Origin of the sequence: Rhizobium sp. WSM4643, from assembly GCF_025152745.1 — a bacterium.
Taxonomy (GTDB): domain Bacteria; phylum Pseudomonadota; class Alphaproteobacteria; order Rhizobiales; family Rhizobiaceae; genus Rhizobium; species Rhizobium leguminosarum_I.
This window is the reverse complement of sequence record NZ_CP104040.1, coordinates 2,551,242-2,573,785: the sequence shown is the minus strand read 5'-3', so window position 1 is coordinate 2,573,785 and position 22,544 is coordinate 2,551,242. Positions and strand designations below refer to the sequence as shown.

Below are 22,544 nucleotides of genomic sequence, written 5' to 3'. Positions count from 1 at the left end.
TCGAGGCTGACACAAGCGCGGTCCGGACGACGAGGCCGCGCGGCGTCCTGCCCTAAATGGCGATCTGCTCGCCGAGTTCGACGACGCGGTTGGACGGCAGATTGAAATAATCGGAGGGATCGATCGCCAAGCCCTCCAGCGCCATGAATATGCGCTCCTGCCAGCCGGGCAGCCCGGTGTTCGGCGTCCTGACGAGGTTCCGGCGGCCGAGATAAAAGGAGGTTCTCATGATCTCGAACTTGAAGCCGCCCTCGCGGCATAGAGCCAATGCCCTGGTGACATCGGGGTCGTCCATGAAGCCAAAAGTGATGTCGAGGCGCACAAAGCGCGGCGAGAGCTGGCTGATCTTGATGCGGCGGCTGTTGGAAACATAAGGTTCGTCCTCGGTCCAGACGGTCAGAATAACATTCTGTTCGTGGAGCACGTGGTTGTGCTTGAGATTGTGGAGCAGGACATTCGGTGTCCGGTCCGGAACGCTGGTCAGGAACACTGCCGTTCCAGGAACGGTGACCGGCGAATGGTCCGACTTTCGCTCGATCGACCTGATGAAGGAATCGAGCGGGATCTCATTGTTGGCCCGCAGTCTCTTCAGATAGGCTTGGCCTCGGGTCCATGTCCACATCAGGATCATGATTGCCAAGGCAAGGGCGACCGGAACCCAGCCGCCATCGTGAATTTTCAACAGATTGGCCGCCAGGAATACCACTTCGATGATGAATAGCGGCAGCAGTGCGCCTGCGGCAAGGACAAGGGAGTATTCCCAGGCGGCTCGGAGAAACTGGAAGGCCAGCATCGTCGTGATCACCATGGCGCCGGTCACCGAGATACCGTAGGCCGTCGCCAGCGACTCGGAATCGCCGAAAGAAAAGATCAGCATCAGCACGCCGATCAGAAGGAGAAGATTGACGCTCGGCACATAGATCTGGCCAGTGTTGGTCTCCGAGGTGAACTTGATCCTGAGCCTCGGCAGGAAGCCGAGGTGAACGGCCTGGCGGGCCAGCGAAAATGCGCCTGTTATCACAGCTTGGCTGGCGATGATCGTTGCCATCGTCGCCAGGAGAACTATCGGCAGCAAGGCCCAGTCAGGATACATCAGAAAGAACGGATTGATGGCGGCCTCCGGATGGGCGAGAACCAGTGCGCCCTGGCCGAGATAGTTCAAGAGCAGTGCCGGAAAGACCAGAACGAACCATGCCATCTGGATCGGGCGGCGCCCGAAATGCCCGAGATCGGCATAGAGCGCCTCCGCACCCGTCACCGTCAGAAAGACGGCGCCGAGCACGATGAGGCCGACAAGGCCGGCATGGGTGAGGAACAGGAATGCATTGACCGGATTGAGCGCGCCCAGAATCCGCCAGTCGTCACCGATATGGAGCAGGCCACCCGCCGCCATGGACAGAAACCACAACACTGTTATCGGCCCGAAAAACATTGAGACGGCGGCCGTTCCCCTCGATTGGACGGCAAAGAGAATAATCATGATCGCCGCCGACAAAGGCGGGACGTATTCGGCAAAGGCGGGCGTGATCAATTTCAGGCCTTCGAGCGCCGACATGACCGATAAAGCAGGCGTGATCATCGCATCGCCGATGAACAGGGCGGCGCCGATCAGGCCGGCGAAGAAGAGCACCGGCACGTTTCGTCCCATTTTCTTCATCAGGAGGGCGAGAAGTGAAAGCGTGCCGCCTTCGCCGTCATTGTCTGCCCTGAGAAGGAAGAGCACATATTTGAAGGTCACGATGATCGTCAGCGTCCAGACCATCAGCGAAATCAGGCCGATGACCTCTGCCTCATGCACGCCATCGGCGGCAAAGGGCCGGAGCGCCTCGCGGAAGGCATAGAGCGGGCTGGTGCCGATATCGCCATAGACAACGCCGACCGCGCCGATGACCAGCCCGACAAAGCCCTTCCGGCCGACGCCATCCCCCGTCTTATCCATATGCGTCGACGTCATCGTACCCCGCTCATGCGACTTGCCTATGAGCACAAACATATGCCGCATTGCAGAACGGCAAGCAAATTGATGCGGGTGCGATTTTTTGCGAGGGGCTGATGCGGGGATCGGAGGCCGTCGTTGCGATCCGTTCAGCCTCGTCAATTCATATCCCCTTGTGATTGCGCTGTCGCATGGTAAATATGGATGCATGACCTGCACCCTGAACCTATCGAGCTTCTATTACACGCTGCTCCCATAGAGCGGCGCAAGGTCATATTCCTGACACTCGAGACGCCGCACGGTCGGCGGCACGTGTGTCAACAGATGGTCTCCGGCCTCATCGGCTCAAATGGAGACCCTCGTGACACCATCCTCTCAGCCCACCGGACCCAGATCCGACTTTCTTCGCACTCTGAGCGAGCGCGGCTTCCTGCATCAATGCACCGACTTGGAAGCGCTCGACAGCTGGCTTTGTTCAGGAGCCGGCACGGCCTATAGCGGCTTCGATCTCACCGCCGACAGCTTGCATGTCGGCCATCTCATTCCGATCATGATGCTGCGGTGGTTCCAGAAGACGGGTAACAAACCCATCGCTTTGCTCGGCGGTGCGACAAGCCGCCTGGGCGATCCGAGTTTCCGCGACACGTCGCGTCCTTTTCTCAGCCAAGAGCAGATCATGAAAAACTTGATCGGCATCCGGAGGGTCTTCGAGCGCTTCCTCGCGTTCGGGGACGGCCCGACCGATGCTGTCATGGTCAATAATGCCGACTGGTTGGGCGGGCTCAACTATCTCGATTTCCTGCGCGATATCGGACCGCATTTTTCAGTCAATCGGATGCTCACATCGGAGAGCGTGCGCCAACGGTTGGAACGAGAGCAATCGCTGTCATTGCTGGAATTCAACTACATGGTCATGCAGGCTTACGACTTCCATGTCCTCGCGGAAAGCCGCGGCTGCCTGCTTCAACTGGGTGGCTCCGACCAGTGGGGCAATATCGTCAGCGGCGTCGAATTTGGACGGCGGATTGGCGGGCGAGCGCTGTTTGGATTGACTGCCCCGCTGCTGACGACGTCGTCGGGTGCGAAGATGGGCAAGAGCGTTTCGGGCGCGGTTTGGCTGAACGCCGATCGGTTGTCGCCTTATGAGTTCTGGCAATTCTGGAGAAATGCGGCAGATGTCGACGTGGGTCGTTTTCTCAGGCTGTTCACTGAGTTGCCCTTAAGTGAAATTGCACGCCTCGAAGTGCTTCGGGATTCCGAGATCAACGAAGCGAAAAAGATCCTTGCCGACCAGATCACGAGCCTGTGCCACGGGGCAGATGCGGCAGCGCAAGCTTCCGAAACCTCCCGGCGCACCTTCGAAGCAGGCGAGGTGCCGACGGGTCTTCCGACAATCAATCTCCCGGATAGCCTTCGCGGTGATTTTCCGTTGGTCGACGCTATGGTCGTTGCCGGGCTCGCCAGGTCGAAAAGCGAAGCACGTCGATTGATCGTCGGCGGCGGTGTGCGGGTGAACGGCGGCAGCGTGAAAGACGAGACAACGCGGCTTGGCGACTCCGACGTCCAGGACGGCGTGATCCGGCTGTCAGTCGGCAGGAAGCGACACATCCTCCTTCAGCCGGCCTAGCGTGGCGTGTTCAATTCGGGGAGCGGGCAAATTCGACCACCTGTCGCGCTCCCCATTGATACAAGTTTGATGTGGCAGCGTGTGCGGCAGCGCCCTCTTTCACCCGAACGACCACGAGCCGCCTGTTCAAGTCGCTCCAGGCTGTCTCGCCACTTCGTAGCGAGCCCGGCTCAGGCTGACCAGGCTCGCTATTGCCGCGCAGCCGCCTGCAGTGACGATCGCAAATTCGAGCGCGCTCGACAACGGCAATGTTGCGAAGATGATCGACATGCAGATCCCACCCAGGGTTTGGCCGAGAAGCCGCGCGGTGCCTTGCATGGCGCCGGCGGCGCCGCTTCTGGCTTTCGGCGCCGATAGAAGGAGAATTCGGTTGTTCGGCGTTTGGAACAGTCCGAAACCGAGGCCGGCGATCACGGTGCCGACGAGAAACGCGATACCTCTCGGGTCGGGCGGGGTGAATCCGACCACCAGGAGGCCCAGGGCGAGCAGCGCGCCGCCGATGGCGCAAAGCCATGCCGTCTTGACGCGGTTTGCCAAACGTCCGGAAATGGGCGCGATGATCGCAGTCGCAGCAGGCCAGGGCATCATGTATAGACCGGCCAGAACCGGCGTCATGTGCAGCGTGTGTTGAAGGTAAAAGGGCAGCGCGATGTAGCTCAGCATCTGGCCGCAGAAACAGGATACCGAGGCGATAACCGCGACGCGGAATGCCGGTTCCGCCAGCAGGTCCGTGGGAACGATTGGTGCGTCACTGTTCCGTTCAAGGCGCAGCAGGACGAAAAGGCAGGCTAGCGAGGCGATAATGAGGACGGCACCGCTTATCGGCGCGATCGCTATCCGGTCGGCGCCGCAGAAGAATAGGATGAACATCAGAGTGTTGGCCAGCATCGCCTTCGCGTTCAGCTTTCGCTTCGCGCCCTGAATTTGCCCGAGCTGACCGCCGCCGAGCAGAACGATGGCGCCGAGTGGTATATTGACTGCAAACAGCCAGGGCCAGGTCGTAACGGAAAGAATGGCGCCGGCAATGCCGGGGCCGGCAGCGGAAGAAATGGCGATGACCATGGCATTGATGCCGATGATCGGACCCAGCATATGCTGCGGCACCGCCGAGCGCAGGTTCATCATGGCAAGCGCCATGATCGCGCCACCTCCCAAGCCCTGCGCGAAACGAGCAAGGATCAGCAAGGGAAGGTCGCCCGCGAAGGCGCAGGCCGCGGAAGCCGCGGTGAACAGCGCGACGCCGATCAGGAAGACCCGCCGCGCGCCGTAGATTTCACCCAGCGCACCACATGGTAGAATGGCGACGAGCACGGCCAGCTGATAGGCCGAGACGACCCATACGGTGCTACCCGCCTCCGCCTGCAGCGAGACCGCAATCGAGGGTAAGGCGACATTGGCAATAGCTCCGTCCAAAACGACAAGAACAAGCGTAAGAAGCAACATGGCAATAGCCAGGTAGCGTCGAGGCGACGTCAGGCCGTCTTGAGAAACTGGTGCGGCGTAGGTGAGGGACATGAGAACTCCTCGATGTTTGGTGGAAGGTCGACTACTTAGGCTCTGCTGATTGCCCGCGCCAGGCGCAACGAAATCAATTGACCGTTGCGTATTGCGCCATGCCTGAATAGATTTCAGCCATGTCTGATCTCGATCTCAACCTCTTGGTGGCACTGGATGCGTTGCTGCGCGAGCAGAGCGTATCGGCCGCCGCTCGTCGGCTTGGCCTCAGCACGTCCGCCATGAGCCGGACGCTGTCACGGTTGAGGACTGCGCTGGGTGATCCGATCCTTGTTCCGGCCGGGCGCGGCATGGTTGCGACGCCCCATGCCCTGGCGATTGGCGCCGAGGTACATTTGTTGAAAGAAGCTGTGCAAGCCGTGCTTAGTCCGCCGTCGACCGTGGAGATCCGGGAGGTGCGCCGCCATTTCACCATCCGTGCCAATGAGGCATTCGTGCTTCTCTACGCCGCGGGTCTCAGCGCCGCCGTGACGAACGCTGCCCCGGGGATAAGGCTTCGCTTTGCGCCGAGATCGAACAAAGACGTTCAGGCATTGAGGGACGCAGCCATAGATTTGGACATCGGTGTCCTCCCGCGAGACAGCGGGGAATTGCGTTGCCAAACCCTTTTCGAGGATCGGTATGTCGGTCTCGCAAGGCTAGGGCACCCGATCTTCGATGCAGATCGGATAACGGCGGAGCGTTATGCTGCCTGGGGCCATGTGCTCTTCTCGACGCAAGCGGATTTTGCCGGTCCGATCGACAGGGCGCTCGCCGAATTGGGCCATGTCCGTGATGTCAGACTGATCGTGCCAAGCTTTCCGGCGGTGATAGCCGTCGCGGCAGCATCCGACTTGATCGGCTCGATTCCGAAGTCATATTGCAAGTCCGCCGCGATAAGCCATATCGAAACCTTTGACCTGCCCGTGCCCGTGTCGGGTTTCAACATCGTGCAGGCGTGGCACCCCCGCATGGACGCAGATCCCGTGCATCGCTGGCTGAGGGCGCTGATTTTTGAGACCTTCCACTCAATGAACTGAGTGCGTGGCCCGCCAAAGCAAGCGCTTCGTTCCCATTCCGCAGATGTGATCAGCGATCTTGTTCAGTGCAGCTTCCCGGTGATGCAGGGAGCGAGAATTACTGCTCGGCAGCGCCGAATGATGATCGCTGATGGCGCCAATAAGCGGACATCAGTCGTGAGCGGCTGCCAACCACTGTGAAATTACCGGCGGCTGAACCATTGCTGACAGAGGCTGTCAGCAATGGTGGTCGATAATTCCGAGATCGCGGGTGTCCGAGCCAGTCGCCATTTCGTCGGACTGTTTAGCTATGCCGTCGGATGCCTGGGCTTCAATCCCGCCCCAATCGGAGCAGAGTCCCCGAGATGAAGCCGCACCATCGCATTTTCTTCATTCAGTTTGCCGTGGCCCTTTCCCTGGGGGCGTTTGTTTCGCGGCTGCCCGACCTTCAGCTCAAGTTCAGCCTGACCGAAGGGGAGCTTGGCCTTCTGCTCGCCGTCCTGTCCTCCGGGGTTCTCTGCGGCTTGACGTTCTCGGTGAGCTTCATCGAGAGGTTCGGTGCGCGCACGATGGCCTTCGTCACCGTCTTCGGTGCGTCGCTGTTTTTGGCGCTGATCCCCTGGATGCCATCAGCTCTTCTAGCGGTGCCATTGTTCTTCATTGCCGGCGTTTTCACCGGAGCATTCGAGATCAACGCCAATATCGAAACCGATCGCCACGAGGCGCGGCTTGGGTACCGCATCATGAGCCGGGCTCACGGCATGTGGAGCCTCGGCTTCTGCATCACCGCCCTTGTTGCCGCCGGCTTGCGGCAGGCTGCCGTCTCCGTCGAACTGCATAGCTTCATCACCCTCGTGACCGTCTTGATTGCCGGGTCGATCGTTTTCTCCGGGATCGAGAATGCGCCTCGGCGGCAGGACGCTCACCTCGGAGATACTCCGATCATCGCTTTTCCGACGATCGAACTGCTCCCCCTTTGCCTTGTCGCCGCAGCTCCGCTTCTCGCCGAAGGCGCAAGCGTCGATTGGTCGGCGATCTATATGCGCGACGTATTTGCGGTCGAACCCTTCGTCGGCGGGCTCAGCGTGACCATTTTCTCCTCGTTCATCGCCATCGGGCGGCTCGGCATGGACCCTGTCATCGACCGCTTCAATCCGCGGCCGGTCGCAATCACTCTCCTTGGGATCGCGGCCATCGGTCTCGTCATGGTTGCGACGGCGACACACCCTGTTGTTGCGCTCGCTGGCTTCGGCCTGACGGGTATCGGCTGCTCTTCGGTCTATCCGCTTGCCATCTCGGCTGCGGCCCGGCGCACGGATCGCCCCGCACCGGTTAATGTAGCGGCGCTGGCGCAGACGACGTTTCTCGTGTTTTTCGCAGGGCCGCCGCTGCTCGGCCTTGTTGCCGAACATTTCGGCATCCGCTTTTCGTACTGGATGGTTGTCCCGGTTATCGGTGCCGCACTCCTGGTCACCAAGGCGCTTGCCGCTGCTTCCGCGCCGGTCACAGGGCATCCCGAACCGGTGCAACCGCAGGGTTGAGACGCTTGCGCCGCCCGTCGGCGATCCAAGGTCGTGCATGTTCGAAACCGGCAGAGCGCGACCACCGGCCTTTGCTGGTGAATGGAGCGAGGCGCAATGTATTTCCCATCGCGTCGAAGTATTACAAATGATCTCCTGAAATATAGCTCATATAGGTGACGAGCCAAGGTCATGCCCAACCGTCGACTCTGGACGAATGGTCTTGTCGTTCAAGTACTTGCGGGCGCGGTCGATCTCCTCGGAATGAAACTGGTTCGGATGGTGAAGTTCCAGCCTTTCGTGCTTGCAAAACATATGTTTGCGGGTTTTTCGATCGTCGCCTTCTGCCGCAAGGTGAGGCTCACAGGCGGCGTTCCTGCGCCTCGCTTCGGACAAATTTCTGCCGCCAAAATGCCAGTATCAGTTGTTTCTAATTCACGCCATAATTCGCATCTACGTTGCCCCGCCTGTTTTATTCTTCGCCACATTTCGGATTTTCAACATTATACAAACAATGGTGGGTAACTATGAAGGTTATTCTCGTCATCGTCCTCACGGCGCTTGCCGTGCCCTGTGAGGCGGACATGCTCGGCACGGCATCCCGATACAAAAGCATGCATGAACGCTCCATCTCCTTCCTCGGCATCAATCCGCGCCGGGTATCGTGGTGCGGCGCATTTCTAGCCTTTGTCGCCAAGCGATCTTCGCGACAGCCGCCGCCCAACCCCAACATGGCAGCGTCCTGGAGGACGTTCGGCCAACCGGTCGGCGTCCGCTCCGCCAGGCGAGGGGATGTCGTGGTGATCCGCACCGGCCGGCGCTTTCATGTGAGCCTGTTCGATCACATCGACCCGGGCCGGCAGTACGTCTACTTGTTCGGCGGCAACCAATCCAACCGGGTCCAACTGTCCAGATATCGTGCCAGTTCGGTCGTCGCGGTGCGACGATGATGCCGTAAGGAACGTGAGCAGGCATCGCTTCCGAAAAAGGCGAAGTATCACTCCTTGAAAACCTCTTGTCAGAAAAAGAGAATTGAATTCAATATCTTATCGTTGGCTGAGAGGTTTTAAAGGGGTAACTTTCATAAAAGAGGCAGGCAGTTTTTGCAGCTGATGTTTCGGGCTTTCCTGGACAAGTGGGTTTCAGGCCTTGCGCGCCCTGACGTGGAGGAAGATCGGCGCGATGCGGGTATCGGCAACCATTGGCTCGGCGAGCGCCACCTCGACTGACGCCATGGGCTCGCCGAAAGCTTCGATCGTCAGTCCCGCTTCGACGATCATCGACACCCAGGTCGACAGCGTCCGGTGAAAACGCGGAATGGCAAACGGCGTCAGCGTCGCCCGTTCCGCTTGCGGTATGGAGGAGAAAATCCAGCGATCAATCCGGCCGTCGCGCTCGTCGAAATAATCGGCGATCTCAACCGCGACAGGCTGGCCGGCCTCATTGCGAATATTGCGGCGCGTCGGCGGCACGAAACAGGGATGCAGGATCGAAAATTGCAGGAAGCCGCCCGGCTTCAGGACGCGGTGGATGCCCTTCAGCGCTTGGCGCTAGTCGGCCATGTCCATCATCGACATGAAGGCGGTGACGAAGTCGAAGCTCGCTTCCGGGAAATCGATGCTCTGGCCGTCGCCGAGCACGTAGTCGATGCCGAGCGGCGCTTGCGTCTCGGTCTCGCGGGCATAGCGAATGAAGGTCGGGGCGATGTCGAGACCGGTCATGCGGGCGCCGAGGCGGGCGACGGCACGGGTATTGGAACCTTCGCCGCAACCAAGGTCGAGCCCAGCAAGGCCCGCCACCGGCGGCAGCATGTCAAGAAAGGCCGGGGTGTTCAGCGCGTCGCGATATTTGTCATAGCCGGCGCGGCTATAGATCGTCCAGGTCTCGGCATTGCTCTCCCAATGGGCGGCGACATCATTGGCGTTCATGGCTTTCCTCCTTGCTCGATCGGGATGGGCGGGGAGCTATAACCGCAGCCTATGGCAATGGGAAGACGGGCGAAAAGGAGGCAGGCAATGCTGCCTGCCTGGACATTCGGGAACGCTAATCGCCCGGTACAGAACGTCGGATTGAGCATCCATTGCCGCGTCCGCGTCAACGACGGAAGCGAGGCCTTTACACTTCGGAGCGCTCACGGCCGGCGAAGGCGGTGATGCGCCTCGACATAGCTCTTTTCCCAGGCGCGGAGTAATGCAAGTTTGAGCCACGTGGAGAAATGGAGGAAAGGATTGTGACTGCTCTTTCACATGAACAGCAGAGCGAATTGAAAGTTTTGTGGCACAGTCGAGACTTCCGAGCCTGGTTCGCCCGGCTGCAAGAAATCGCGCCCGAAGAAGTGGAGAAACTGCCAAGTTTTATGCGCGACGCGTTTCTCAAGCTCAACGACAATCAAGACAACTGCTTCGCAATATATGTGCCGCCCGAATGCGCACCAGAAAAATTGGCCCATTATGAGGTTGCGCCCGACGAAGAACTTTTGGTCGATCTCCCGTATCGCGACAAAGCGTCCGGTGAAACGCGCTTTGAACAGGGAACTGCCGCGATGTTGCGGCAATTGGTTGAACTGGCGGAGCGTGATCCTAAGATCGTTTATCTTGTCATGGAATATTGGGAGGCCCTTCAGAAAGGTGAAGAGCTGAAGCAAGAGGTGGGTAGTGACGAATTGTGGCTCTCTCTACTGGAAGCTTATGATCATTTACTTGCAGATGTATTTGGTCATGGGAATGGGCGGGGACGCGTCGGGGTGAAATTGCTGAATATCTCGATTCACATGATCAGAAGCCACGTTCTCTCTAATCGCGAGGCATGAGAAATCGATGATAAAGGGACGGGCTGTTTGATGAAGGCAGTTGGCACCACCTCAAAGCAGTGGTTTGCGGTAGTCGAAGTGGACGATTCGACCGACAATAGGTGCTCTGATGACTTTCTTCAGGGCATTTTGGCATCGCGCTCGGTTCCTGCCTTTCTGCCGGCATCTGCCGCTGATGGCAGAAATATAAGGTCATGGGCAGCGTAAACGGAAGGTTCGTTGCCGAAATTGGGAAGGACGTCGCCAAGATGACTCGGATCGAGACCGTCGAACCTAGAGATGCCGAGGTACCTTCGCCTTCAACAGCCGAACGAGCGAAGGATCCATGAAATCGTAGTCATCAGGAATATGAAGGCAGATCAACCGCTTGTCCTTGAGAGCTGACCTGTACTTGCCCTGGACTTTCGCACGGTGTGCCTTCTCCATGACGAAGACGATATCAGCCCATTCGATCAGTTCTGTCGACAGCGGGTTTTCGGCATCGTTGTTGGTGCCTGCCGAGGAGACTTCGATATCAGGCCAGCTCGCGAAGACCTGTTCGGCCGTCGGGCTGCGAAGCTTGTTCTGACTGCAGACGAACAGGACGTTTTTCACGTTTCGATCTCTCTTGGAGTGAGCGAGCCCCGCGATAGCACAATTCCGCGCCCGGGCGAACCAAGGGAGTTGGTGTGTCACCCCCGGCTGACGCTCTTGAACGCAGCGATGATGCTTTCTGCGGCGCGTTGCGCCTCATCTGACGTCGTTTGGAAATTGGTGACGGAGAGGCGGAGCACGTCGCGGCCGCGCCATTTGGCGCCGCTGGCGAAGATCATGCCGTCCGCCTGGATCTTTTCGATCGTCTTTCGGGTCAATGTGTCGCCTTCTTCGGAGGGCAGGTCGGCGCCGAAGCGGATGACGAGTTGGTTCAGCGCGACGTCGTTCAGAATGGCGATGCCCGGTTGCTGCGACAGGAGATCGGCCATCAGCCGCGCTGAGGCGCAGCACTGGTCGATGAGGGTGGCGATGCCGTCACGGCCGAGATGTTTCAGCATCGCCCAAGTGGCAAAGCCGCGCGCCCTTCTCGAAAGCTCGGGCACGTAGTGTGAGGGATCGCGTTCCCCTTCGCCGGCGAGCGGCAGATAGCTCGCGGCGATCGTCATGGCGCGGCGATGGGCGAGCTCGTTGCGGACGATCGCATAGCCGCAATCATAGGGCGTCTGTAGCCACTTGTGGCCGTCGGTCGCCCAGTTGTCGGCCGCTTCGATGCCGCGGCTAAGGTGGCTGGTCTTCGCTGAAGCCTGCGCCCACAGGCCAAAGGCGCCATCAACGTGCACCCAGGCGTCTTTCGCCTTCAGCGGCGGGATGATCTTGCCAAAGTCGTCGAAAGCGCCGGTATTGATTTGCCCAGCTTGAAGAACGGCGATCAAGGGACCGGCGACGGAATCGAGCGCCCCCAGGAATGCCGTCGGGTCGATCCGGCCCAACACGTCGGTGGGCAGGCGCAGCACGCGATCATGCCCGAGGCCAAGGAACTGAAGCGCGGAGAAGACGGTGGTGTGGGCGTCGTCGCCGATGAGCACGGTAATCTCAGGCGCACCGAACAGGCCCTTTGCATCGGCATCCCAGCCCACCTGGCGCAGCACCTCGCCGCGTGCGGCGGCAAGGCAGGTGAAGTTCGCCACCGTCGCTCCGGTGACGAAGCCGACCGAGCTTTCCGCCGGCAGCTTCAGGAGATCGAGAAGCCATCTCGCCGCGACGGTCTCGACAGCCGCCGCGGCCGGTGCGACGACATGGTTTCCGGCATTCTGGCCCCAGGCGCTGGTGAGGAAATCGGCGGCGACGCCGACCGGATGGGAGCCGCCGATGACCCAGCCGAAAAAGCGCGGCCCTGTGGTTGCATGCAGCCCAGGTTCTGCGCCATCCGAGAGGCGCCTGATGACATCAAGCATATCGGAACCGGCCGCCGGCAGCGGCTCGTCGAAACAGGCAAGCGAGGCTGCGTAGTCATGGGTGGGCATATGGCGGGCGGGCGCTGCCTGCCGGAACGCGGCGGCAAGGCGGGCGGCCTCCTGAAACAGAGATGCGATTGCCGACATGCGGATCCCCCTGCCGCCGCCGATCCTAAAGGACCGCCCTCAAAAAGCAGGCTGCTGGCGCCATGCTAGCCCATATCGCCGACGCTGTCTTTGCCCCTGGCTGTTCCTCGTCCTTGCCAGACCCTCAAGACAATTTGAGCATCGGGGAGAGGCTTGCTAACTATATACAATAATTACCTTATTCAGTGCTGTCCATTTTTCAAAATTTGGGGCTCTTGTTGAAAAATGATTGCCTTCGTCGCAAGTATCGTTCAATAATGCGGAAATATCATTTGCACCATTGTCAAGTTGGTGCTGCCAAACAGCGAGGGATATGCACTGAAATATTTCCTTCTCTACGCGCTGACATGCACGTTGGTCGGGATAGTTCTTGTCTTCACCATCGGCGAAGTTGTGCGGTTCAAGATCGACAAGCCGACCGATCAATCGGTGGCCGAACCAACTGATGAGCCAGTTGCCGCCGTCCAACCAGTCGATCCCTTGGTCGTCCGATCCACTGGCCAACCGGTCGACGGGCCAGCCCGTGAACCGGTGGTCGGGCCAACCGGCGAACCGGCTGCGAGGCCGACCGATCAATCGGTGGTCGGCCCGAGCAATGAACCGGTCGTCCGGAAGGGCGGCCGGCTCGGCAGTCCGGCGCAGTGATCGGCGCTTGAGATGATGGATTTCTATTCGATCTCATAACTCTAAGCATAGGCCGAAGGACGAGACTTGCTGACACCGGTTGACGGCTGCGGCCATCTGTATTGAGAGTACCTCTCATCTTGCAGGAGGTCCCGATGGATGGAAGCGGCACGACGATCAGACATATCCAGGCAGACGAAGTGGAGGCCTTCCGGCGTATCCGCCTGGAAGCGCTTCGCGCCGAACCGTCCCTCTTTGCAAGCCGCTACGAAGACTGGGCGGCTCTTTCTCTCGAGGAGTGGCGCAATCGCTTGACTGAGCCGGTTTTCATCGCCTTTCAGGATGGCGAACCCGTTGGCATAACGGGCCTGCTTCGGCAACGATCGAGCAAAATGGCCCATCGCGCGACGATCATCATGGTTTACGTCAGAAGGAGCCTGCGCGGAACGGGCCTTGCGGGCAAGCTGCTCAGCGCGGTGGCCGATCATGCGCGCGATCTCGGCATCCTGCAGCTCGAACTCTTCGTCAGCGCGGAGAACCCGGCGGCAATACGCTTCTATCAGCGGCAAGGCTTCTCAGAGATCGGCCGGATTCCCGGCGGGGTTCTGGAAGAGGGCAGGGAGATCGACGACGTCATGATGGCTCGCCGTCTAGTCGGTTAACTCCCACCGAATATCAGCCCGTATCCGTTCGTCTGACCTATTGACCTCAAGCGGGGTTGGGATTGCAGCATGCCGGCATGGGCTGGAGGTTTGGCCGTGACGAAAATTCTGAAAGACGAGGATCTGGTCGGCAGCACGCTGATGGCGGTCGCGATCGATGCGCTCGAGACCGCTTTTCTCGCGAGAGCCGGCGATCGACTGATCTCTCCGCCCCGGCACCATGTCTCGTTTCCCGATCGAGGTGATCTCGTCTTCACCGTCGGCGGCATCCTCGGCGACAAACCGCTCGCGGGCTTCCGGGTCTATGAAACATTCGACGGGGCGGAGCATTCGCAGATCGTCGCGGTGTGGTCGGCCGACGACGCCAGGCTGAAGGGCATTATTCTCGGAGAGCGTCTCGGCAACCTCAGAACCGGTGCGGTCGGCGGTCTTGCCATTCGGCATCTCAGCGCGCCTGATGCCAGGATCGTCGGGATCCTTGGAAGCGGAGCGCAAGCACGAACCCAGCTTGCCGCAGCGGCCGCCGTTCGAAAACTGAACCGCGCCCGCGTCTATAGCCGCGACGAGAGGAATCGCGCCGCCTTTGCAACTGAGATGCAGCACGCCTTGGGTATTGAGGTGGAGCCTGCCGGCAGCGCCTCTGAAGCCGTCAATGATGCCGACATTGTCATCTGTGCGACGACGAGCCGATTGCCCGTCATTCATGCCAGGGATTTGAAGCCCGGCGTGCACGTCAGCACCGTCGGCCCGAAAACGCGTGAGGGATACGAACTCGGCCTGGATATCGCCGATGCCGCAGCCGTGATCGCAACGGACTCTCCCGAACAGACGCGCGCCTATGCTTCGCCCTTTTTCCTGGCCGGCTCCGGCAATGAAGACCGCATGGCCGACCTTGCCGATATCATGGCCGGGAAAGTGGTGGGGCGAGGATCGCCTGGCGATACGACCTTGTTTTGCTCCGTCGGCCTGGCTGGAACCGAAGTCGTCGTCGCCTCGGCAATCCTCGATATGCTGTGAGCCTGTTTTCCTTATTCAAGCCAGACCCAGCACATCCCCCATGGCGTATTCGCCGGGCTCGCGCCCGGCGATCCAGCGGGCGGCGGCAAGTGCGCCGCGGGCGAACATGCCGCGGTCGAGAGCCGAATGGGAGAGCGTCACGACCTCCTCGGCGGCGGCAAACAGGACGCTGTGTTCTCCGACCAGCCCGCCGGCGCGCAACACGGCGAAGCCGATTTCGCCGGGCGGCCGCTCGCCGGTGATGCCGTCACGCCCGCGCCGCTCGACGGATGCGAGGGAAACGCCGCGGCCCTCGGCGGCGGCTTCGCCGAGCATCAGCGCCGTGCCGGACGGCGCGTCGATCTTCCTGTTGTGATGGGCTTCGAGGATTTCGATATCCCAGCCATGCGCGGGAAGGGCGCGCGCTGCCTGGGCGACGAGGCCGACCAGCATGTTGACACCGATGGAGAAGTTGCCGGAGCGCAGGATCGGAATTCTGCGGGCGGCCTCTGCGATCCGTTGGAACTCATCCGGCTCGAAACCCGTCGCCCCGATCACCAGGGCCGGTCCGCCGGCCCAAGCGCACAAGCCGGCAAGTTCGGCGGCCGCACCTCCCGTCGTGAAATCCAGGATCACGTCGGCCGCCTTAATCGCGGTCGAACGGTCGATCAGCCCGGCGTCAGTGGAGCCCTCACGGCCGATGCCGCCGACGAACGCAAAAGCCGGATCGGCCGCCAGCAGCGGCAAGATGGCGCGCCCCATGCGGCCATTCGCGCCGGCGACGGCTATTTTGATTGGTGAGGTCACGGTCTTTCCTTGGCTCGCGATATTTCCGGCTGAACGGTTATTTGCATCCAGTATTCGCGCCGGAGAAGGCGACCTGCAACTACTGCATTCCGCTCCCGGCGCAAAACCGTATCTCCTATGGTCCCTGTGGTCCCTCTGGTCGTCTGCCGCTTACCAGTTGCCGGGATCGGCGGTGTGATCGATGGTGGCGAATTCGTCGGCCTTTTCCCGGTCCAGCTTCACCTCTGTGGCAGCGTTCGTCTCGTCGACGACCCAGTAGCGGTCGGGGGGCGGTTCCCTTGATAGTTCCTGGTACATGAGCAAGGCGGCCTCCTCGGCGGTGTCGGCCTCAATCTCCCGGGTGATTGATACGGTGAATTTGTGCATGGCTTCGGCCCTCTCGATCGGTGCGCCGGCGTGTGCGTGGCTTGCATAGTCTGTCACGAGTTTTGTATCGATGACACTAAAACTGTTCGCTTAGAATTTGATTCATGCGACGGCTTCAGGTCTTTGTTTTTATGAATGTCGTGGTGCCAAGCCGCCACGCCGTTTGGGCGAACTCAGCCGAGGAGATAGATCATGCGCCTGAACCAGGTAACCGTGACGATGCCTGACCTCGATGCGGGCTGGAACTTCTACTGCGCTCTCGGTCTCAGTCCGGTCGTCGACGCTCGTCCTCGCTATGGGGACAGTACCTTCTCCCTGCATCAGGGCGAAGGCGGCGGTGGCGGAACCACGGTGTATTTCGAGTGCGAGAAGCTGGACGAGACGGTTGGCAGTCTCGGCGAAGCCGGTCTTTGTTTCGTCACCGGACCGGAGGACAAGAGTTGGCTCTGGCGCGAGGCCGAGCTGTTCGACCCCGGCGGCAACCGCATCATTCTTTATTTCGCCGGTTCGAACCGCCTCGATCCGCCGTGGCGGGTGGATCAAGGTCAGCCCGCTTGAAGTAGGTGCTCGGCAGCCGATCCCGGCCATTCTCCGAATTGACGAATCGCGGTCGCCTCGGCATCTTTGTGTCGGCGTGGCCTAACGCCGAACCTCCCAGGACCTTCCCAAGCAGGGTCTTCAACCGGAGGCAAAGGGACTTTTGTCTCGGGTCGTGAACCTTGGTCCTGATGTTTCGGGCCTGTTGCTGGGGAACGATGTCCGGAACGTGAGAGGCCCTGATATGACTGAGAATGGAAAATTCAAGCGGCGGGTGCGTGCGCGCGCCGCCAAGACGGGTGAATCCTACACCACCGCCCGCATGCATGTTCTTCCCAGGTCGGCGAACGATGCACTGCCTGAGGCAAGACGCTTGCGTCTCGCCGTGGCCCAGACCACCCATGCAGACGATCCACGCGATGCCGACAAGCTTCGCCAGAGCGGACAGGAGATGCGCCTGCTGATGCGGCGGGCGCGAGAGGCGGGGGCACGGCTCATCCACTTTCCCGAAGGGACGACATCATCGCCGAACAAGCGCATCATGTCGGAAATCGGGCCGAGGGAGATCGGGCCCTCCGATTGGCGGCGGTTCGAATGGGCCGTGTTGCGTGAGGAGCTGGATGCAACGCGCAAGCTGGCGCGCGAGCTCGGCCTCTGGACGATCATCGGCTCGGTGCATCCGCTGACGGCGCCGCACCGGCCGCACAACAGCCTGTATGTCGTCTCAGACCGCGGCGAACTGGTGACGCGTTACGATGAGCGCCTGCTGTCGAACACCAAGATCTCCTTCATGTACACGCCGGGTTCGATCCCCGTGACCTTCGAGGTCGACGGCATCCGTTTCGGCTGTGCGCTTGGCATGGAATGCCACTATCCGGAGATTTTCAGCGAATATGAGCGGCTCGACGTCCACTGTGTGCTGTTCTCGACGACAGGCGGCTCGCCGGCCAACGAGCCGTCCTTTGCTGCCGAGGCACAGGGGCATGCGGCAAGCAACAGCTACTGGGTCAGCTTCTCGATCCTTGCCCATCCCGGTCAGGCTGATCCGGCGTCTTCCGTGATAGTCGCGCCCGGCGGCCGGTGGGCAGCGCAATGCCCTGCGGATGAAACGGCTGCGATATCGATTGCCGATATCGACGACAATCCCGGCGATCTTTCTCGGCGGTGGCGGCGCAAGGCGCGGAGCGGCCTCTACGAACCGCATCGGGTTGACGGCGACCCTCGCAGCGACGGGCGGGATAGGTTTTAGAGCTGCGTCGCGTTCGCGGTATGCCCTGCAAAGTGAATGCAGGTGACGCTATATGCACTTGCGGAACCGCACCAGCGGTTCCGCAATCGCCTCATACGCGCTTGTCCCGAAGTCCACGCATTGAATCCGAACAGTGGCAAAGGTCACCCCGGGACCCCGATCATTTAGCAGCGCTCGGCAATCGTCCGCGTGAAATCGCTTCCATGGGCTGGAGAAAGACGGTTTGCTTCTTATTTCACCGGGAAATGCGAAACGAAGTGCGAAAGGACCGCGCAATGGCAAAGAACACGATCTGCGTATGGTACGACAAAGACGCTGAGGCCGCCGCCCGCTTCTATGCCTCGACTTTTCCCGACAGCGCCGTGCGTGCTGTCATTCGTGCACCGGGAGATTATCCTGAGGGCAAGCAGGGAGACGTCCTGGTTGTTGAATTCACCGTTGCGGGTATTCCCTGCATCGGCCTGAACGGCGGTCCCGCGATCAAACACAACGAAGCCTTCTCCTTTCAGATCGCAACGGACACTCAGGAAGAAACCGACCGCTATTGGAACGCGATCGTCGGCAATGGCGGTCAGGAAAGTGAGTGCGGCTGGTGCAAGGATAAGTGGGGCGTGTCCTGGCAGATTACGCCGCGCGTGCTCTCAGAAGCCCTTTCGGCAGGCGGTGGCCAGGCAAAGCGTGCTTTTGACGCGATGATGACCATGAGGAAGATCGACATTGCGGCGATCGAGGCGGCCCGGCGCGGCTGAGGTGGCCTTGCGCAGGGTCTCGCATCTGGCGGGGTCCGGTCGCGTGTCGATACTCGCAATCGGCTCAGAACCAGAGATCGCGCACGCAGCGCCCCTTGGACGGAAGGTCTTCAAACGTGTCCAGGCCGTCGAAATGATCGATAGGCAGGTCCTGAACGAGATCCGGCGGCGCAAGCCGCATGTTGACGGCAATGCGCCGGCGGCCATCCTTTCCAAGCCGCAGGCCGCGCCAGCTCAAGACACAGGCGCAGGATGGGCAGAACAAGATTTCGAGAGACGGTTCGCCTTTGTCGGCGCGGGTGTAAGAGGCGGTCTCACCGGCGAGTGCGATGCGCTCTCCTTCGTAGTCATAAGCCCACAGCGTGCCGTAGCGGCGGCAAAGCGTGCAGTTGCAGGCGGTGATCGAGCCCGGATCACCTTCGAGTGTCCAGCTTGCCTTGCCGCAATGACATGAGCCCGTCAGCATGAGCGTCGATTCAATCCTGTTCCCCCTTCAAGTCCGGCATCCTGCCCCACTCGCGCGATGACCGCAATTGGCGCTTTCCGGCTCAGCTTGCTTCTCTGGCTTCCTAACCGGCGTTCGCGATACGTGAGGCTTGTAAGGCTTTTTGAAATTTCTAATTGAGATTGCGGCGTGAAGATGGTTTTCTGCGACCCAGCGTAGCTGAGTCCGCGCCTCCTCCCGATTTTGATCCGAGTGGCCCATGTCGATTTCAGATGCGATTTACCGTCCCTTCGAAACCTTGATCCGGCCGCTCGACATCCCCTACCGGCCGATGCCCGCCAAGGGACCTGTCGCGGTTCTTTTGCACTTCATCGCGATGTTTCGGGGCGTCATCATTACCATGGCGCTGACCTCGATGGCCATCGAAGTCATCAACCTTACGATCATCTGGGGTCTTTCGGTGATTGTCGACGGAGTGACGACACAAGGCGTGGAGCTCTTCGTCGACAGTAAATTCCGGCTGCTGGCAGTCCTCGCCTTTCTGCTTTTTCCCGTGATGCCCGTTCTTTTCTACATCACCAATATTCTCAACTCGCATACGATCGGCATCAGCCTGCCCGTTGCGATTCAATGGCAGGGGCACAAGGCGGTCGAGCGGCAGGACCTCGCCTTCTTCCATGATCTTTTCGCCGGCCAGGTCGCATCCCGGCTCGGCCAGGTCGCCAGTGCCGTTCAGCAACAGATCCTGATCGCGTTCCAGACGGCACCCCGCTTCCTGCTTCAGATCATCGGCTCCATTGTTCTTCTGCTCGCGCTCTCCTGGCAGCTTGCGCTGCCAGTCATCGTCTGGGTTGCTTTCAACGTGCTCTTTACGATCAAGGTCGTTCCTGATTTCACGGAGCGTGCCCGCCGCTCTGCAAAGCAGAACAGCCTCATCTCCGGTGCCCTGACGGACATCTACGGCAACATCCAGATGGTCAAGCAGTTCGCCGCAGAAGATAGCGAGGCGGGTGCGCTGAGAAAGATCATGTCCAACGGGGTCGATACGCTTCATCACGAGCAGCGGATCTACCGGACAACCGAACTCGTCGTCATCAGCCTCAACATGGTGCTCTGGCTCGTCATGCTCGGCATTAGCTTCTGGGGGCTGTTTGACCGATTCCTGACCGTGGGCGATTTCGCCGCAACGGTTTACATCCTTCAACGCCTCTCGGCAGGGTCCTTCACATTCCTGCAGATGGGACAGCAGGTCTTCCGCGCGCTCGGCACGATCAAGGATGCGATGCCGGTCATGACAACGCCGCCTACCATCACAGACCGGCCGGATGCGGCTGAACTGACGGTCAGCCGCGGGGAGATCCGTTTCGAGAACCTCCGCTTCGCCTACAAGTCGGGCAAGCCTGTCATCGATGACCTGTCGCTGACCGTTCGGCCCGGCGAAAAGGTGGGGCTCGTCGGCCTCTCCGGTGCCGGCAAGACGACGCTGGTGAGTCTGCTGCTGCGTTTTTACGACATAGAGGATGGTGCGATCTTGATCGATGGGCAGGACATCCGCGAGATCACGCAGGCAAGCCTTCGCCGCGCCATTGGGGTCATCGCGCAGGACGTCGCGCTGCTGCACCGTTCGGTCGGCGATAATATCCGCTACGGCCGGCCGGAAGCGACGAAGGACGAGATCGAAGCGGTAGCGAAGATGGCAAGCGCCGATGCCTTCATCGCCGATCTTTCCGACGGCGAAGGCCGCAGGGGCTATGACGCCTTCGTCGGCGACCGCGGCATCAAGCTCTCCGGCGGCCAGCGTCAGCGCGTGGCCATTGCCCGCGTTCTCCTGAAGGACGCGCCGATCCTGGTGCTCGACGAAGCGACCTCCGCCCTCGACAGCGAATCCGAAGCCGCCATCCAGGAAAGGCTGAACCTCGTCATGGAGGGAAAGACGGTGATCGCCATTGCACATCGCCTGTCGACCATCGCCAGGATGGACCGGATCGTCGTACTCGATCGCGGGCGCATCGTGGAAGAGGGCAGGCCGGATGAACTGGTCGAACGCGACGGCTTGTTCGCGCGCCTGTGGAAACGCCAGACCGGCGGTTTCATTCCCGAAGACATCGATGAGCCCTTGCCGGCCTCGCCGGCGACCTGACCATCTGACTGAAAGAATTTGTCGGTGATGTCGGAACGCGGGTCGTTCGTCCGTCCTTTTTCCGTGAAACAAAAAATGGAGATGCCGGATGGGCGACCTTACCCTCACCACCTTCGACTGGGTCCCCGAGCCTCCCAGGGGTTATGTGCGTGACCTGCGTGTGCGTTGAGCGCTGGAAGAGAGCGGCCTGCCTTATCGTGTCGAGAGCGTGCCGTTTCGCGGTCGCAAGCCCGAGCATTTCGCGCACCAGCCCTTCGGCCAGGTGCCGTGGTTGACCGATGGCGACATCTCGATTTTCGAGAGCGGCGCCATCCTGCTCCATCTCGGCAATCGCAGCGACGCGCTGATGCCCGCCGATCCGCGCGGTCGCGCCGAAGTTTTGGAATGGCTGTTTGCGGCGCTGAATTCCGTCGAGGCGGCAAGCCTGCCCTGGTCGATACTGATCTTCTCCGGCATCACGGGTGATGCGCCGGCATATGGGCTCATGGACTCGTTTCTCAAGGACCACCGGCTGAAGCACATGGAGCCGGTCCTGGCAGGGCGCGAATGGCTGGCGGGCACCTTCTCCGTCGCCGATATCCTCATGGCCGATGTGCTGCGCCTCATCAACCGGTTCGACGGGTTGGCGGAATATCCCGCCTGCCGTGATTATGTCGCGCGCGCCACGGCCCGCCCATCTTTCGCAAAGGCGCATGCCGACCAGATCGCCCATTTTGCCGCGGCAGACTGAGCAGGCCGGCGCTCAAAGCGTAGGAGACCGGGACCTTCTCCGTCGCCGCACCCCTTGACGGCCACGGCGGCCGTCCTGCCTATTGCCCGCAAGGGAACCGGGGCAGGGTAGTCATGATCAATTCGTCGAGCAGGTCGGGCAGGCGCGACCCCGATGTCACCATCCGTCGCATTCTGAAGGTCAACCATGCGGGCGAGTTCGGCGCTATCAGGATCTATGGCGCCCAGATCCTGGTGGCCCGGCGGCTGTTTCCCGACATCGTGCCGGCGCTTGAAGAGATGCGTCGGGACGAGATCGACCATTGCCGCCTGTTTCGCGAGGCGATGCCTGCAAGGAGCGCCAAACCCTGCCGTGTCATAGCATTCTGGAGCCTCGGCGGTTCTGTGCTCGGCTTCCTGACGGCGCTTGCCGGGCGCAACATGATCTGGATTTGCACCGAGGCAGTCGAAAGCACGGTCCATTGCCATCTCGAAGACCAGTTGGCTTTCCTTGCAAAGCGCGATCCCGAGCTTCACGCCCTCATCGCGTCGATCCAGGGACAGGAACTGGCGCATCTCAGGACGGCCGAAAGCAGCCAGAAAGGGCGGGGCCTCAGCCACGCCCTGCTCCTGCCCATCGTCGGCGCCCTGACCGACCTGATGATCTGGCTCTCCACCTGGGGAGATTCGAGCTGGATGCGCGCCGAAATTGCGCGTGCGGGGAGGGGCTAGTCTTGCTGTGAAGACGACGGCTTGCCGCTGTCGGGGGCAGCCCTTGGAT

General features: G+C 60.6%; 21 protein-coding genes and 2 pseudogenes. 15 read left to right on the top strand and 8 right to left on the bottom strand.

All coding sequences use genetic code 11. From position 1 onward, the window contains the following. Positions 1 to 52 precede the first annotated feature (52 nt). Positions 53 to 1,954: a potassium transporter Kup gene (locus N1937_RS13000; RefSeq protein ID WP_260058951.1), complete on the bottom strand. Its 1,902-nt coding sequence runs from the start codon at positions 1,952 to 1,954 to the stop codon at positions 53 to 55. A gap of 331 nt (positions 1,955 to 2,285) precedes the next feature. Here N1937_RS13000 and tyrS point away from each other — a divergent pair, with 331 nt between their 5' ends. Continuing rightward, positions 2,286 to 3,563, top strand: coding sequence for a tyrosine--tRNA ligase (tyrS, locus tag N1937_RS12995; RefSeq protein ID WP_441005648.1), 1,278 nt, complete (start codon positions 2,286 to 2,288; stop codon positions 3,561 to 3,563). 126 nt (positions 3,564 to 3,689) lie between these two features. Here the strand turns inward: tyrS and N1937_RS12990 are convergent, their stop codons facing one another. Next, positions 3,690 to 5,006 (bottom strand): MFS transporter, encoded by a 1,317-nt coding sequence (locus N1937_RS12990; protein WP_260056327.1) that lies wholly within the window; start codon positions 5,004 to 5,006, stop codon positions 3,690 to 3,692. A gap of 191 nt (positions 5,007 to 5,197) precedes the next feature. On the opposite strand from N1937_RS12990, the gene N1937_RS12985 reads away from it, so the two are divergent. From N1937_RS12985 to N1937_RS12970, 4 genes are all read left to right on the top strand, one after another. Next, positions 5,198 to 6,097 carry a LysR family transcriptional regulator gene (locus N1937_RS12985; RefSeq protein WP_260056326.1) on the top strand — a complete coding sequence of 300 codons (900 nt, stop codon included), beginning with the start codon at positions 5,198 to 5,200 and terminating at the stop codon, positions 6,095 to 6,097. Positions 6,098 to 6,441: 344 nt separating this feature from the next. Beyond that, the gene (locus N1937_RS12980) at positions 6,442 to 7,617 is read left to right on the top strand and encodes an MFS transporter (RefSeq protein WP_260056325.1); all 1,176 of its coding nucleotides are present in this window, start codon (positions 6,442 to 6,444) and stop codon (positions 7,615 to 7,617) included. A 171-nt stretch (positions 7,618 to 7,788) separates the two neighbouring features. Then, positions 7,789 to 8,121 (top strand): hypothetical protein, encoded by a 333-nt coding sequence (locus N1937_RS12975; RefSeq protein ID WP_260056324.1) that lies wholly within the window; start codon positions 7,789 to 7,791, stop codon positions 8,119 to 8,121. 2 nt (positions 8,122 to 8,123) lie between these two features. Further along, the gene (locus tag N1937_RS12970) at positions 8,124 to 8,546 is read left to right on the top strand and encodes a TIGR02594 family protein (protein WP_170255150.1); all 423 of its coding nucleotides are present in this window, start codon (positions 8,124 to 8,126) and stop codon (positions 8,544 to 8,546) included. A 192-nt stretch (positions 8,547 to 8,738) separates the two neighbouring features. On the opposite strand, the pseudogene N1937_RS12965 reads toward N1937_RS12970, so the two are convergent. Beyond that, positions 8,739 to 9,524, bottom strand: a pseudogene (locus N1937_RS12965) (class I SAM-dependent methyltransferase). A gap of 302 nt (positions 9,525 to 9,826) precedes the next feature. On the opposite strand from N1937_RS12965, the gene N1937_RS12960 reads away from it, so the two are divergent. Beyond that, complete coding sequence (locus N1937_RS12960; RefSeq protein WP_260056323.1) at positions 9,827 to 10,405, top strand: hypothetical protein; 579 nt, start codon at positions 9,827 to 9,829, stop codon at positions 10,403 to 10,405. A 273-nt stretch (positions 10,406 to 10,678) separates the two neighbouring features. On the opposite strand, the gene N1937_RS12955 is transcribed toward N1937_RS12960, so the two are convergent. After that, the gene (locus N1937_RS12955) at positions 10,679 to 10,999 is read right to left on the bottom strand and encodes a low molecular weight protein tyrosine phosphatase family protein (protein ID WP_260056322.1); all 321 of its coding nucleotides are present in this window, start codon (positions 10,997 to 10,999) and stop codon (positions 10,679 to 10,681) included. A 77-nt stretch (positions 11,000 to 11,076) separates the two neighbouring features. Then, positions 11,077 to 12,480: a pyridoxal phosphate-dependent decarboxylase family protein gene (locus tag N1937_RS12950; protein ID WP_260056321.1), complete on the bottom strand. Its 1,404-nt coding sequence runs from the start codon at positions 12,478 to 12,480 to the stop codon at positions 11,077 to 11,079. Between the two features lie 288 nt (positions 12,481 to 12,768). Between N1937_RS12950 and N1937_RS12945 the strand changes: the two genes are divergently transcribed. The 3 genes from N1937_RS12945 to N1937_RS12935 all read left to right on the top strand — a co-directional run bounded on the left by N1937_RS12945 (position 12,769) and on the right by N1937_RS12935 (position 14,783). Further along, positions 12,769 to 13,125 carry a hypothetical protein gene (locus N1937_RS12945; RefSeq protein ID WP_170262363.1) on the top strand — a complete coding sequence of 119 codons (357 nt, stop codon included), beginning with the start codon at positions 12,769 to 12,771 and terminating at the stop codon, positions 13,123 to 13,125. Positions 13,126 to 13,259: 134 nt separating this feature from the next. Beyond that, on the top strand, positions 13,260 to 13,766 hold the full coding sequence (locus N1937_RS12940) for a GNAT family N-acetyltransferase (protein WP_222294769.1): 507 nt from the start codon (positions 13,260 to 13,262) through the stop codon (positions 13,764 to 13,766). A 96-nt stretch (positions 13,767 to 13,862) separates the two neighbouring features. After that, positions 13,863 to 14,783: an ornithine cyclodeaminase family protein gene (locus tag N1937_RS12935; RefSeq protein WP_222294768.1), complete on the top strand. Its 921-nt coding sequence runs from the start codon at positions 13,863 to 13,865 to the stop codon at positions 14,781 to 14,783. A 15-nt stretch (positions 14,784 to 14,798) separates the two neighbouring features. Here the strand turns inward: N1937_RS12935 and dapB are convergent, their stop codons facing one another. Together dapB and N1937_RS12925 are read right to left on the bottom strand one after the other, a co-directional pair. Further along, entirely contained in the window at positions 14,799 to 15,569 is a 771-nt protein-coding gene (gene dapB / locus N1937_RS12930; protein WP_222294767.1) for a 4-hydroxy-tetrahydrodipicolinate reductase, read from the bottom strand. A gap of 150 nt (positions 15,570 to 15,719) precedes the next feature. After that, a complete protein-coding gene (locus N1937_RS12925; RefSeq protein ID WP_170255228.1) occupies positions 15,720 to 15,935 on the bottom strand; it encodes a hypothetical protein in 216 nt (71 codons plus the stop codon). A gap of 192 nt (positions 15,936 to 16,127) precedes the next feature. Here N1937_RS12925 and N1937_RS12920 point away from each other — a divergent pair, with 192 nt between their 5' ends. The 3 genes from N1937_RS12920 (at position 16,128) to N1937_RS12910 (ending at position 18,470) form a co-directional block, all read left to right on the top strand. Beyond that, positions 16,128 to 16,493, top strand: a complete 366-nt coding sequence (locus tag N1937_RS12920; RefSeq protein WP_260056319.1) for a VOC family protein — start codon at positions 16,128 to 16,130, stop codon at positions 16,491 to 16,493. Between the two features lie 223 nt (positions 16,494 to 16,716). Then, entirely contained in the window at positions 16,717 to 17,721 is a 1,005-nt protein-coding gene (locus tag N1937_RS12915; RefSeq protein WP_260056318.1) for a carbon-nitrogen hydrolase family protein, read from the top strand. A 275-nt stretch (positions 17,722 to 17,996) separates the two neighbouring features. Continuing rightward, positions 17,997 to 18,470 carry a VOC family protein gene (locus tag N1937_RS12910; protein ID WP_162117388.1) on the top strand — a complete coding sequence of 158 codons (474 nt, stop codon included), beginning with the start codon at positions 17,997 to 17,999 and terminating at the stop codon, positions 18,468 to 18,470. 64 nt (positions 18,471 to 18,534) lie between these two features. Here the strand turns inward: N1937_RS12910 and N1937_RS12905 are convergent, their stop codons facing one another. After that, positions 18,535 to 18,936: a GFA family protein gene (locus N1937_RS12905; RefSeq protein WP_020486097.1), complete on the bottom strand. Its 402-nt coding sequence runs from the start codon at positions 18,934 to 18,936 to the stop codon at positions 18,535 to 18,537. Positions 18,937 to 19,174: 238 nt separating this feature from the next. Between N1937_RS12905 and N1937_RS12900 the strand changes: the two genes are divergently transcribed. The 3 genes and pseudogenes from N1937_RS12900 (at position 19,175) to N1937_RS12890 (ending at position 22,495) form a co-directional block, all read left to right on the top strand. Next, entirely contained in the window at positions 19,175 to 21,055 is a 1,881-nt protein-coding gene (locus tag N1937_RS12900; RefSeq protein ID WP_260056317.1) for an ABC transporter ATP-binding protein, read from the top strand. A gap of 88 nt (positions 21,056 to 21,143) precedes the next feature. Further along, positions 21,144 to 21,785, top strand: a pseudogene (locus tag N1937_RS12895) (glutathione S-transferase family protein). Positions 21,786 to 21,898: 113 nt separating this feature from the next. Continuing rightward, positions 21,899 to 22,495 (top strand): demethoxyubiquinone hydroxylase family protein, encoded by a 597-nt coding sequence (locus tag N1937_RS12890; protein ID WP_260056316.1) that lies wholly within the window; start codon positions 21,899 to 21,901, stop codon positions 22,493 to 22,495. Positions 22,496 to 22,544: the final 49 nt, after the last annotated feature.